General features: G+C 68.9%; 10 protein-coding genes and 1 pseudogene. 2 read left to right on the forward strand and 9 right to left on the reverse strand.

Annotated features, from left to right (window positions below; all coding sequences use genetic code 11):
- The 9 genes and pseudogenes from HHL10_RS29150 to scpA form a co-directional block, all read right to left on the reverse strand.
- Positions 1-221, reverse strand: a pseudogene (locus HHL10_RS29150) (biotin synthase BioB); the annotation flags it as partial.
- 43 nt (positions 222-264) lie between these two features.
- Positions 265-996, reverse strand: a complete 732-nt coding sequence (gene bioD / locus HHL10_RS29155) for a dethiobiotin synthase (RefSeq protein WP_169163941.1) — start codon at positions 994-996, stop codon at positions 265-267.
- Positions 993-2201, reverse strand: a complete 1209-nt coding sequence (gene bioF / locus HHL10_RS29160; RefSeq protein WP_169163942.1) for an 8-amino-7-oxononanoate synthase — start codon at positions 2199-2201, stop codon at positions 993-995. Before bioF ends, bioD begins: the two co-directional genes overlap by 4 nt.
- Complete coding sequence (gene bioA / locus HHL10_RS29165; RefSeq protein ID WP_169163943.1) at positions 2167-3564, reverse strand: adenosylmethionine--8-amino-7-oxononanoate transaminase; 1398 nt, start codon at positions 3562-3564, stop codon at positions 2167-2169. Before bioA ends, bioF begins: the two co-directional genes overlap by 35 nt.
- A 165-nt stretch (positions 3565-3729) precedes the next feature.
- A complete protein-coding gene (locus tag HHL10_RS29170; protein WP_169163944.1) occupies positions 3730-4197 on the reverse strand; it encodes a VOC family protein in 468 nt (155 codons plus the stop codon).
- The gene (gene accC / locus HHL10_RS29175) at positions 4197-6224 is read right to left on the reverse strand and encodes an acetyl-CoA carboxylase biotin carboxylase subunit (RefSeq protein WP_169163945.1); all 2028 of its coding nucleotides are present in this window, start codon (positions 6222-6224) and stop codon (positions 4197-4199) included. The genes HHL10_RS29170 and accC overlap by 1 nt, the downstream gene beginning before the upstream one ends.
- A 23-nt stretch (positions 6225-6247) precedes the next feature.
- The gene (locus HHL10_RS29180) at positions 6248-7780 is read right to left on the reverse strand and encodes an acyl-CoA carboxylase subunit beta (RefSeq protein ID WP_169163946.1); all 1533 of its coding nucleotides are present in this window, start codon (positions 7778-7780) and stop codon (positions 6248-6250) included.
- Positions 7781-7830: 50 nt separating this feature from the next.
- Positions 7831-8841, reverse strand: a complete 1011-nt coding sequence (gene meaB, locus HHL10_RS29185) for a methylmalonyl Co-A mutase-associated GTPase MeaB (protein WP_169163947.1) — start codon at positions 8839-8841, stop codon at positions 7831-7833.
- An 89-nt stretch (positions 8842-8930) separates the two neighbouring features.
- Complete coding sequence (gene scpA / locus HHL10_RS29190; RefSeq protein WP_169163948.1) at positions 8931-11084, reverse strand: methylmalonyl-CoA mutase; 2154 nt, start codon at positions 11082-11084, stop codon at positions 8931-8933.
- Between the two features lie 85 nt (positions 11085-11169).
- On the opposite strand from scpA, the gene HHL10_RS29195 reads away from it, so the two are divergent.
- Both HHL10_RS29195 and HHL10_RS29200 read left to right on the forward strand, forming a co-directional pair.
- Positions 11170-11862, forward strand: coding sequence for a GntR family transcriptional regulator (locus tag HHL10_RS29195; RefSeq protein ID WP_169163949.1), 693 nt, complete (start codon positions 11170-11172; stop codon positions 11860-11862).
- A 66-nt stretch (positions 11863-11928) separates the two neighbouring features.
- Positions 11929-12795 (forward strand): fumarylacetoacetate hydrolase family protein, encoded by an 867-nt coding sequence (locus HHL10_RS29200; RefSeq protein WP_169163950.1) that lies wholly within the window; start codon positions 11929-11931, stop codon positions 12793-12795.
- The last annotated feature ends 120 nt before the right edge of the window (positions 12796-12915 follow it).

The raw sequence follows: 12915 nt of genomic DNA on the forward strand, positions 1-12915 counted from the left end.
TCCTCGGCGCAGCCGCCAGTCTTGATCGACAGCAGCGTGGAGAGCTGCACCTCGCTGGGGTCGAAATGCTCGCGGTGCACCTGCTGCGCTCTGAACATCAGCTCCATGAAGGGCAGCTCATACAGCGTCTGCACCTCGGCCACGGACCAGCGGCCCGGCTTCGTTTCTACGGGGGCGGGGCGGCGCAGGGAGGAGACGGGAATGGTGGCAACGGTGCTCATGGCGGGTTACTGCTGCGAAAGATTCGGGGTGAAGGGTGGATTGTCACTCCAGGCCGAACAGGCTCCGGAGCGCGGCATCGTTGAGGCTTTGCGCCACGGCGGCGGCCGTCGGGTTCGTGAGGTGCGGCACCACACCCAGGCAGGGCAGCTGGTGGCGGCGCGTGAACTCGTGGTGCAGGGTTTCGATGTTGCGCTGCAGGTGCGGCATGCCGGGGTCGATGACGTTGCCCACCCAGCCCGCGAGCTGCAGCCGGCGCGACAGCACGGCCTCGGCCGTCAGCAGCGCGTGGTTCAGGCAGCCCAGGCGCATGCCCACCACCAGCACCACCGGCAGGCGCAGCGCGCTCATCAGCTGCGTGCTGTCCCAGTCGGCGCCCAGGGGGATAATCAGCCCGCCCGCGCCCTCGACCACCAGGAAATCCGCGCGCTGCGCCAACTCCTGCGCACCACGCAGCAGCGCGACGCGGTCGATGGTGCGGCCCTCCAGCTCGGCGGCGATATGCGGGGCGCATGCTTCCTTGAACTGGCAGGGGCCGACCAGCGCCGCGGGCAGCGGCACGCTGCCGGCGCGGCGCAGGCGCTCCACGTCCTCGTTGTAGAGCCGGCCGTCCGCATCCAGGTCCAGTCCGGACGCCACCGGCTTGTAGCCCGCGGCGCGGTGTCCGCGCTGCCCCAGCCAGTGCAGCAGGCCGGCGCTGACGTGTGACTTGCCGACACCGGTGTCGGTGCCGGTCACGAAGCAGCCGCGCAGGCCGCCATCCAGGTTCGCGTTCATCGCGTCTCCTCCAGGGCTTGCGCCAGCGCGTCCAGCAGCCGCTGCACCTGCCCGGCCGTGTGCGCGGCACTGAGCGTGATGCGCAGCCGCGCCGTGCCCACCGGCACGGTGGGCGGGCGCATGGCGGGCACGTAGATGCCGCGCTGCCGCAGCGCGGCCGAGAGCTTCAGGGCGGTCTCGTTGTCGCCCACGATCAGCGGCTGGATGCCGGTGCAACTTTCGCCCAGCGTCCAGCCCGGCTTCTGGTCCACCAGCGCCTGCAGCCCGGTGCGCAGCTGCCCGATCAGGCCCTGCAGATGCGCGCGCCGCTCGCGGCCTTCGGCGCTCTCGATCAGCGCCAGGCTGGCCAGCACCGTGTGCGCCACCGCCGGCGACATGGCCGTGGTGTAGATGAAGCTGCGCGCGCGCTGGACCAGCCACTCGATGACGGCCGGGTGCGCCGCCACGAAGGCGCCGGACACGCCCGCGGCCTTGCCCAGCGTGCCCATGGAGATCAAGCGCTCGCTGCGCAGCTTGAAATGCTCCAGCGAGCCGTGGCCCGAGGCGCCCAGCACGCCCAGGCCATGCGCGTCGTCCAGGATCAGCCAGGCGTCATGCGCCTCGGCGAGCTTTAGCAGCGCCGGCAGGTCGGCGATGTCGCCGTCCATGCTGAACACGGCATCCGTCACGATCAATTTCACGGGCGTGGCGCAGGCGGCCAGCTGCCGTTCCAGCACGTCCAGCGCGCCATGGGCATAGCGCTTGACCTCGGCGTCGGCCAAGCGCGCGCCGTCGATGAGCGAGGCGTGATTCAGCTTGTCGCAGAAGAGGGTGGCGCTGCCGTCGCCCAGCGCCGTCATCAGCGCCAGGTTGGCCTCGTAGCCGCTGCCCATCAGCAGCGCGCGGGCGTTCGGGATGTGCGGCGCGAACCAGCGCTCGACCAGCGCTTCCACCTGCGCATGCGGCCGCATGTGGCCGCTGACCAGGTGCGAGGCGCCGCTGCCGGTGCCCCAGCGGCGCGCGCCTTCGGCCATGGCCTCGGCCAGGGCAGGGTGGGCCGCCAGACCCAGGTAGTCGTTGCTGCAGAAGGCCAGCAGCGGCGCGCCGCCCAGCTCGCCCTCGAAGGACTGCAGCGGCGCGCAGGGCGACTCGGCCGTGCGCAGGCGCCGGCGCAGCGCCGCGGCGTCCAGCTCAAGCAGTCGGCGGTTGATGTGTTCGATCAGCATCGGGATGGTCCAGCACGTCCGCCAGCGTGGCCTGCACGCGCGCCGCCAGCCAGGGCGACAGCGCTTCGTCCAGCACGTAGGGCGGCATCAGGTAGACGGTGCGGCCGATGGGGCGGATCAGCAGCTCGTGCCGCCGTCCCGCCAGATGGAAACGCTCGGCGAAATTGCCGCCGGCATGCTCGGCCTTGACGTCGAAGGCCCAGATCATGCCGCAGCGCCGCGGGTGCTCCACCCGCGGGTCATTGAATACCGGCGCCAGCGCCTGGCTCAGCCCCTGAGCCTGCGCCGCATTGCGGCCCAGCACGTCCTCCTGGTCGAAGCGGTCCAGCACCGCCAGCGCGGCGCGGCAGGCCAGGGCGTTGCCGGTGTAGGAGTGCGAATGCAGGAAGCCGCGCGCCACGTCCTCGTCCAGGAAGGCGGCATACACGGCATCCGTGCTCAGCACCAGCGACAGCGGCAGGAAGCCGCCGCTGATGCCCTTGGACAGCGTGATGAAGTCGGGCCAGGCGGTGCGGCGCTCGGCGTCCGAAACGCCCGTGGGCAGCGCCTGCTCCGACGCGAAGAAGGTCCCGGTGCGGCCGCAGCCCACCGCGATCTCGTCGGCGATGAGGTGCACGTCGAAGCGCGTGCACAGCGCGCGCAGGGCACGCAGGTACGACACGTCGTGCATCGCCATGCCGGCGGCGCCCTGCACCAGCGGCTCGACGATGACGGCAGCGATGCGGTCGGCACGCTGCGCGAACAGCGCCTGCACCTCGGCCACGGCGCGCGCGGCGACGTCGGCGGCGGTTTCGCCCGGCCCGGCCTGGCGCGCGTCGGGCGAGCTGACCTGGTGCGCGCGCATCAGCATCGGGTCGTAGGCGTCGCGGAACACCTTCACGTCCGTCACTGCCAGGGCGCCCAGCGTCTCGCCGTGGTAGCCCTGCTTCAGGCAGACGAACTCCTGCTTGTCCGCGAGGCCGCGGTTGCGCCAATGGTGAAAGCTCATCTTCAGCGCAATCTCGACGGCGGAGGCGCCGTCGCTGGCGAAGAAGGCATGGCCCAGCGCGCCGCCGGTGCGCGCCGAGAGCCGTTCGGCCAGCTCGACGGCCGGCGCGTGCGTGCACCCCGCCAGCATCACGTGCGGCAGGGTGTCGAGCTGGTCCTTGATGGCCGCGCCGATGCGCGCATCGGCGTGGCCGAAGAGGTTGACCCACCAGCTGCTGAGGGCGTCGAAGTAGCGCTTGCCTTCGGCGTCGAACAGCCACGGCCCCTGGCCGCGCACCATGGGCAGCGGCGGCACCTTGGCCGCGCGCTGCATCTGGGTACAAGGGTGCCAAAGGCTCGCGAGACTGCGGCGCTGCCACTCGGCGTTGCTGGTCATGGGTCGGGCTTTCCTTCAAGACAAATCAGGGGGCTGCTGGATGGGGGCAGCCCGTTGGGCGGAGGACCCGAAGTGCGGACGATGCACCAGTTCACCGTGCCCGCCTTCGAGTCCTCAGGACGAACGGAGCGTGGGGCTCCGTGCGCCGCGACGCCCCGATTGTCCTCAACCCAGCGCCTGCACCACCTCGGGCGGGGCCTGCACCAGCTCGATCAGCACGCCTTCACCGCCCACCGGGAACTCCTCATTGCCTTTGGGGTGGATGAAGCAGATGTCGTAGCCGGCCGCGCCCTTGCGGATGCCGCCCGGGGCGAAGCGCACGCCGTTGGCCGTCATCCACTCCACGGCCTTGGGCAGGTCGTCCACCCACAGGCCGACGTGGTTGAGCGGCGTGGCATGCACGGCCGGCTTCTTCTGCGGGTCCAGCGGCTGCATCAGGTCCACCTCGACGGCGGTCGGCCCGCTGCCCAGGGCGCAGATGTCCTCGTCCACGTTCTCGCGCTCGGAGACGAAGGTGCTCTTCACCTGCAGGCCCAGCATGTCCACCCACAGCGACTTCAGCTTGGCCTTGTCAGGACCGCCGATGGCGATCTGCTGGATGCCCAGGATGCGAAACGGTTTCGGGCTGCTCATCACTTGAACCTCAAGATGGGCTGGTCCACGGCCAGGCTCTCGCCCTTGCTGGCCATCACGGCTTCGACCACGCCGTCCTGCGCGGCCACGAGGATGTTCTCCATCTTCATGGCCTCGATCACGGCCAGGCGCTCACCGGCCTGCACGCTCTGGCCGGGCTGCACCAGCAGGTCCGCCAGCAGGCCCGGCATGGGCGAGAGCAGGAACTTCGACGTGTCGGGCGGCGCCTTGAAGGGCATCAGCCGGGCCAGCTCGGCGCTGCGCGGCGACAGCACCAGGGCCTCGATGGCCAGGCCGTTGTGCGCCACGCGCAGCCACACGCCCTTGCGCTCGATCTGCGCCGTGAAGGCCTCGCCGTTGCAGGTGCCCGAGGCGCGGATGCTGCCGATGGCCCAGTCCTTGGCCAGCTCGTAGCGCTTGCCTTCCACCGTCACGGCCAGCACGCCGTTGGGCTTGACCGTCACGCTGCGGTGCTGGTTCCTGCCCTGCGCGCCCTTGACGATGACGGTGAACTCCTCGCCGATGCCCACGTTGTGGCCCTTGAGCTGGCCGCTGATGCCGGCCGAGCGCTCCAGGAAGCGGCGGTTGGCCGCGGCGGCCAGGGCGACGAGGAAGTCCGGGTCCTCGTGCGGCACGTCCGAGGCGTTGAAGCCCTTCGGATAGTGCTCGGCGATGAAGCCGGTGTTGAAGTCGCCGGTGACGAACTTCGGATGCGCCAGCAGCGCCGACTGGAACGGGATGTTGCTGGAGATGCCGCGAATCACGAAGCCGTTGAGGGCTTCGCGCATCTTCTTGATGGCGTCCAGGCGGTCCTTCCCGTGCACGATGAGCTTGGCGATCATCGAGTCGTAGAACATCGGGATCTCGCCGCCTTCCTGCACGCCGGTATCGACGCGCACGCCGCCGCCTGCCACGCCGGGACCGGAAGCCTCCAGGTCCTGCGCCGGGGGCTGGAAGCGCACCAGGCGGCCGGTGGAGGGCAGGAAGTTGCGGAACGGGTCTTCCGCGTTGATGCGGCACTCGATGGCCCAGCCGTCACGCTTGACGTCGGCCTGGTTGAAGCTCAGCGCCTCGCCTGCGGCCACGCGGATCATCTGCTCGACCAGGTCCAGGCCGGTGATGCACTCCGTCACCGGGTGCTCCACCTGCAGCCGCGTGTTCATCTCCAGGAAGTAGAAGCTCTGGTCCTTGCCGACCACGAACTCCACCGTGCCCGCGCTCTGGTACTTCACGGCCTTGGCCAGGGCCACGGCCTGCTCGCCCATGGCGCGGCGCGTCTCATCGGTGATGAAGGGCGACGGGGCCTCCTCGATCACCTTCTGGTGGCGGCGCTGGATCGAGCACTCGCGCTCGTTGAGGTACACCACGTTGCCGTAGGCGTCGCCCAAGATCTGGATCTCGATGTGGCGCGGCTCCTCGACGAACTTCTCGATGAAGACGCGGTCGTCGCCGAAGCTGTTGCGGGCCTCGTTGCGGCACGACGCAAAGCCCTCGAAGGCCTCCTTGTCGTTCCAGGCCACGCGCAGGCCCTTGCCGCCGCCGCCGGCGCTGGCCTTGATCATCACCGGGTAGCCGATGTCCTTGGCAATGTTCACCGCCTGCTCGGGCGACTCGATGGCGTCGTTCCAGCCCGGGATGGTGTTGACCTGGGCTTCCTTGGCGAGCTTCTTGGAGGCGATCTTGTCGCCCATCGCGGCGATGGAGTAGTGCTTCGGACCGATGAAGACGATGCCTTCCTCTTCCACGCGGCGCGCGAAGTCCTCGTTCTCCGACAGGAAGCCGTAGCCCGGGTGCACGGCCTCGGCGCCGGTGCTCTTGCACGCGGCGATGATCTTGTCGGCCACGAGGTAGGACTCGCGCGAGGGCGCCGGGCCCAGCAGCACGGCCTCGTCGGCCAGCTCCACGTGCAGGGCGTCCTTGTCGGCCTCGGAGTACACCGCCACGGTGGCGATGCCCATCTTCTTGGCGGCCTTGATGACGCGGCAGGCAATCTCGCCGCGGTTTGCGATCAGGATCTTCTTGAACATGTTGACTTCTCCCACGGCCCCGATCACAGAGGAATGTTGCCGTGCTTGCGCCACGGGTTGTCGAGCTGCTTGTCCTTGAGCATCACCAGCGAGCGGCAGATGCGCTTGCGCGTCTCGTGCGGCTGGATGACGTCGTCGATGAAGCCGCGCGCGCCGGCCACGAAGGGGTTGGCGAAGCGCGCCTTGTACTCGGCCTCGCGGGCCGCGAGCTTGGCCGGGTCGCTCTTGTCCTCGCGGAAGATGATCTCCACCGCGCCCTTGGCGCCCATCACCGCGATCTCCGCATTCGGCCAGGCGAAATTCACGTCACCGCGCAGGTGCTTGGAGCTCATCACGTCGTAGGCGCCGCCGTAGGCCTTGCGCGTGATGACGGTGACCTTGGGCACCGTGCACTCGGCGTAGGCGTAGAGCAGCTTGGCGCCGTGCTTGATGATGCCGCCGTACTCCTGGGCCGTGCCGGGCATGAAGCCGGGCACGTCCACGAAAGTGATCACGGGGATGTTGAAGGCGTCGCAGAAGCGCACGAAGCGTGCGGCCTTGATGGAGCTCTTGATGTCCAGGCAGCCCGCCAGCACCAGCGGGTTGTTGGCCACGATGCCCACGCTCTGGCCGTCCATGCGCGCGAAGCCCACCACGATGTTGGCGGCGTAGTCGGGCTGCAGCTCGAAGAAGTCGCCGTCATCGACCACCTTGGTGATGAGCTCCTTCATGTCGTAGGGCTTGTTGGGGTTCTCGGGCACCAGGGTGTCCAGCGAGAAGTCCAGCCGCGTGGCCGAGTCGCCCGAGGGGCGAACCGGCGGCTTTTCCTTGTTGTTGAGCGGCAGGTAGTTGAAGAAGCGCCGCAGCATCAGGATGGCTTCGACGTCGTTCTCGAAGGCCAGGTCGCACACGCCGCTCTTGGTGGTGTGGGCCGAGGCGCCGCCGAGCTCTTCGGCCGTGACTTCCTCGTGCGTCACGGTCTTCACCACCTCGGGGCCGGTGACGAACATGTAGGAGCTGTCCTTCACCATGAAGATGAAGTCGGTCATGGCCGGCGAGTACACCGCGCCGCCGGCGCAGGGGCCCATGATCATGCTGATCTGCGGGATCACGCCCGAGGCCATCACGTTGCGCTGGAACACGTCGGCGTAGCCGCCCAGGGAGGCCACGCCTTCCTGGATGCGCGCGCCGCCGGAGTCGTTGAGGCCGATCACGGGCGCGCCGACCTTCATGGCCTGGTCCATGATCTTGCAGATCTTCTCGGCATGCGCTTCGGAGAGCGCGCCGCCGAAGACCGTGAAGTCCTGGCTGAACACGAACACCAGGCGGCCGTTGATCATGCCGTAGCCGGTCACGACGCCGTCACCGGGGACCTTGTTGTCCGCCATGCCGAAATCGGCGCAGCGGTGCTCGACGAACATGTCCCATTCCTCGAACGTGCCCTCGTCGAGCAGCATCTCGATGCGCTCGCGCGCGGTGAGCTTGCCCTTGGAATGCTGGGCGTCGATGCGCCGCTGCCCGCCGCCCAGGCGCGCCTTGGCGCGCTTGTCTTCGAGCATCTGCTGGATGTCGTGCATGGGGTACCTCTCCTCGTAATTTCCGTCGATCGCTCGATCGGTTGATCAATTCAGTGGAACAGCTCCAGCAGCCGCCGCGCCGCCACCGAGGCGGCGACCTCGCCGGCGCGCACTTGTTGCGAGAGCAGCGGCAGCGCGGCCTGCACGGCCGGGTGCTGGCGGAAGCGTTGCTTGAGCCCGGCATCGATGCGTTCCCACATCCACGCCTGGTCCTGGTTGTGGCGCCGCGCGGCGAAGCGGCCGTTGGCCGTCTGCAGCTCGCGGTAGCGGCTCACCGCGGCCCAGAACTCGGGCAGCCCCTGGGACTTCAGCGCCGAGAGCTGCAGCACCTGCGGCTGCCACAGCGCCTGGTCGTGCGCGGCATGGTGAGGGTCGCCGTGCTGGCCGAACAGGCGCAGCGCGCTGGTGATCTGGGCGCGGGCGCGCGTGGCGGCATGGGCGTCGAGGTCGGCCTTGTTGATGACCACCAGGTCGGCCAGCTCCATGACGCCCTTCTTGATGGCCTGCAGGTCGTCGCCGGCATTGGGCAGCTGCAGCAGGATGAACATGTCGGTCATGTTCGCCACCGCCGTCTCGCTCTGGCCCACGCCCACGGTCTCGACGATCACGATGTCGTAGCCCGCGGCCTCGCACACCAGCAGCGACTCGCGCGTCTTCTCCGCCACGCCGCCCAGCGTGCCGCCCGAAGGAGAAGGGCGGATGTAGGCGCGCTCGTCGGCCGAAAGCTGCTCCATGCGCGTCTTGTCGCCCAGGATCGAGCCGCCGGAGACGCTGGAGGACGGGTCCACCGCCAGCACCGCCACGCGGTGGCCCTGGTTGATCAGGAACAGGCCCAGCGCCTCGATGAAGGTGCTCTTGCCCACGCCCGGCACGCCCGAGATGCCCAGGCGCAGCGACTTGCCGCTGTGCGGCAGCAGGCCGTTGAGCAGTTCGTCGGCACGCGCGCGGTGGTCGGCGCGCGTCGATTCCAGCAGCGTGATGGTCTTGGCGATGGCGCGGCGCTGCGCGGGGCCGGGCGGGCCCAGCACGGCGTCGGCCAGGGCCTGGTTGGACAGGCTCATGTTGTGGGTACTGCGGAGGCGGGTACTGCGGAAGAAGGCCGGCGCTGGGGGGCAGGACGCCGGCCGACGGCTTGGCTTTCCGGTGAGGATCAGCGCTGCGCGGCGCGGATCTGCTCCAGCACGTCCTTGGCGCTGGCCGGGATCGGGGTGCCCGGGCCGTACACGCCCTTGACGCCGGCGTCGAACAGGAAGCCGTAGTCCTGCTGCGGGATCACGCCGCCGACGAAGACGATGATGTCGTCCGCGCCCTGCTTCTTGAGCTCATTGATGATGGCCGGCACCAGCGTCTTGTGGCCCGCGGCCAGCGTGGAGATGCCCACGGCGTGCACGTCGTTCTCGATGGCCTGGCGCGCGCACTCCTCGGGGGTCTGGAACAGCGGGCCCATGTCCACGTCGAAGCCCAGGTCGGCGAAGGCCGTGGCCACCACCTTGGCGCCGCGGTCGTGGCCGTCCTGGCCCAGCTTGGCGATCATCACGCGCGGCCGGCGGCCGGCTTCCTGCGCGAAGGCCTCGATCTCGCCGCGCAGCTTTTCCCAGCCTTCGGCGCTGTCATAGGCAGCGGCGTACACGCCGGTCACCTTCTGGATGTCGGCGCGGTGGCGGCCGAACACCACCTCCAGCGCGTCGCTGACCTCGCCCACGGTGGCGCGGGCGCGGATGGCCTCGATGGCCAGGCCCAGCAGGTTGCCGCTGCCCTCGCGCGCGGCGGCGGTCAGCGCTTCCAGCGCGGCCTGCACCCTGGCGCCGTCGCGGGTGGCCTTGATCTGCTGCAGCCGCGCGATCTGGGCCTCGCGCACCTTGACGTTGTCCACCTCCAGGATCTCGACCGGGTCTTCCTTGGCGAGCTTGTACTTGTTGACGCCGACGATCACGTCCTTGCCCGAGTCGATGCGCGCCTGCTTCTCCGCGGCGCTGGCCTCGATCTTGAGCTTGGCCCAGCCCGAGTCCACCGCCTTGGTCATGCCGCCCATGGCCTCGACCTCCTCGATGATGGCCCAGGCCTTGTCCGCCATCTCCTGCGTCAGCTTCTCCATCATGTAGGAGCCGGCCCACGGGTCCACCACGCTGGTGATGTGGGTCTCTTCCTGGATGATGAGCTGCGTGTTGCGCGCGATGCGGGCGGAGAACTCGGTGGGCAGCGCGATGGCTTCGTCGAGCGAGTTGGTGTGCAGGCTCTGCGTGCCGCCGAACACCGCGGCCATGGCCTCGATGGTGGTGCGCACCACGTTGTTGTACGGGTCCTGCTCGGTCAAGCTCCAGCCCGAGGTCTGGCAGTGCGTGCGCAGCATCAGGCTCTTGGGCTTCTTGGCATTGAAGCCCTTCATGATCCGGCACCACAAGAGGCGCGCGGCGCGCATCTTGGCGATCTCCAGATAGAAGTTCATGCCGATGGCCCAGAAGAACGACAGGCGACCGGCGAAGTCGTCCACGTCCAGGCCCTTGGCCAGCGCGGTCTTCACGTACTCCTTGCCGTCGGCCAGCGTGAAGGCCAGCTCCAGCGCCTGGTTGGCGCCGGCTTCCTGCATGTGGTAGCCCGAGATCGAGATCGAGTTGAACTTCGGCATGTTCTGCGCCGTGTACTCGATGATGTCGCCGATGATCCGCATGCTCGGCTCGGGCGGATAGATGTACGTGTTGCGGACCATGAACTCCTTGAGGATGTCGTTCTGGATGGTCCCGGACAGCTTGTCCTGCGACACGCCCTGCTCCTCGGCGGCCACCACGTAGCCCGCGAGCACCGGCAGCACGGCGCCGTTCATGGTCATGGAGACGCTGACCTTGTCCAGCGGAATGCCGTCGAACAGGATCTTCATGTCCTCCACGGAGTCGATGGCCACGCCGGCCTTGCCCACGTCGCCGGTGACGCGCGGATGGTCGCTGTCGTAACCACGGTGCGTGGCCAGGTCGAAGGCCACCGACACGCCCTGGCCGCCGGCGGCCAGCGCCTTGCGGTAGAACGCGTTGGATTCTTCGGCCGTGGAAAAGCCCGCGTACTGGCGGATGGTCCACGGGCGCACCGCGTACATCGTGGCCTGCGGGCCGCGGATGAAAGGCTCGAAGCCCGGCAGCGTGTCGGTGAACTTCAGGCCTTCCAGATCGGCGGCCGTGTACAGCGGCTTGACGGCAATGCCCTCGGGCGTGCTCCATGTCAGCGCGGACACGTCACCGCCGGGCGCGGACTTGGCGGCGGCCTGCGTCCATTGCTGCAGCGTGGCTTGGTTGAACTCGGGGGCGGACGACATCGGTACTCCTCACGCAGGGCGGTGTTCTGACTTGCCATCCATCATACAAGATGCATAATTCAAAATCCAAGACCCGATCCCAAAAATGCCTGTGTCCGCCTCCGACCCCGCTACCGTCGCCGTTTCGTCGGCGAAATCCGTGGCCGCGCCGCTGGGGCAACGCCCGCTGTACCAGGAAGTGGCCGAGCGCCTGCGCGAGCAGATCTTCAATCGCGAACTGGAACCCGGCAGCTGGATCGATGAGCAAAAGCTCACGGCCGCCCTGGGCATCAGCCGCACGCCGCTGCGCGAGGCGCTGAAGGTGCTGGCCGTGGAAGGGCTGGTGACGATGAAGCTGCGCCGCGGCGCCTATGTCACCGAGATGTCCAAGCAGGACGTGTCGCAGGTCTATCACCTGCTGGGCGTGCTGGAGAGCGACGCCGCGGCCGAGGTCGCGCGCCACGCCGGCGAGGGTGAGTTGGCCGAGCTGGCCAAGCTGCACGAGCAGCTGGAAGCCGAGGTGGAGCAGCGCGACGCTTTCTTCGCCACCAACGAAACCTTCCACCAGCGCCTGCTGCAGATTGCGGGCAACCGCTGGCGCACCCAGATCGTGGACGACCTGCGCAAGGTCATGAAGCTCAACCGCCACCACTCGCTGTTCCGGCAGGGCCGGGTGGGCGAGTCGCTGGCCGAGCACCGCGCGCTGGTGCAGGCGCTGCTGGCGCGCGACGCCGACAGGGCGCAGGCGCTCATGCGCGCGCATTTCGAGAACGGGCTGGCGGCGGCCTCGGCGAACTGACCCCGGCGCCGGTGCCGCACGGGCACCGTGGTTACAGTCCGCGGAGGCTCACTCCGCTGACATTCCATGAAACTGCTTCGCCATGGCGCCCGCGGCGCCGAACGTCCCGCGCTGCTCGATGAACAGGGCAGGCTTCGCGACCTCTCGGGCGTGATTCCCGACATCGACGCTCACACGCTGCACCCTGAAAGCCTGCGCCGGCTGCAGGCCCTCGACCCGGCCTCGCTGCCGCTGCTGCCCGAGCCCGCCCGCATTGGCACGCCCTGGAGCCGCATCAGCAAGTTCATCTGCGTGGGCCTGAACTACGCCGACCATGCCGCCGAGTCCAATCTGCCGGTGCCCGAGGAGCCGATCCTGTTCATCAAGGCCGACAGCGCCGTGAACGGCCCCAACGACCCGGTGGTGCTGCCCCAGGGCTCGCTCAAGACCGACTGGGAGGTGGAACTGGGCGTGGTCATCGGCCGCCGCGCACGCTACGTGAGCGAGGAGCAGGCGCTGGAGCATGTGGCCGGCTATTGCGTGGTCAACGACGTGTCCGAGCGCGAGTACCAGCTGGAGCGCGGCGGCACCTGGGACAAGGGCAAGGGCTGCGACACCTTCGGGCCGGTCGGCCCCTGGCTGGTGACCCGGGACGAGGTGCCCGACCCGCGAGACCTGAACCTGTGGCTGGAGGTCAACGGCCGGCGCTGGCAGGACGGCAGCACGCGCACCATGGTGTTCGGCGTGCAGCAGCTGGTGAGCTACATCAGCCGCTTCATGACGCTGGAGCCGGGCGATCTCATCAGCACCGGCACGCCGCCGGGCGTGGGCATGGGCGCCAAGCCGCAGCCGGTGTACCTGCGCCCGGGCGACGTGATGCGGCTGGGCATCGCGGGCCTGGGCGAGCAGCGCCAGGCCGTCCACGCCTGGGACGCGGCGCTGCTGGAGCGCTGAGAAGCTGTGAACGATTTGCCTGCACCGAGCATGTTGAGCGGTACTGACGCGGCCAGCCGTGACGGTGCACGGGTGGGCCGTGGACGGCTGCAAGGCGCTCGCCGGGGCCGCCATGCCCGG

The sequence above is a fragment of the Azohydromonas caseinilytica genome (assembly GCF_012927045.1).
GTDB classification, from domain to species: Bacteria; Pseudomonadota; Gammaproteobacteria; order Burkholderiales; family Burkholderiaceae_C; genus Azohydromonas; species Azohydromonas caseinilytica.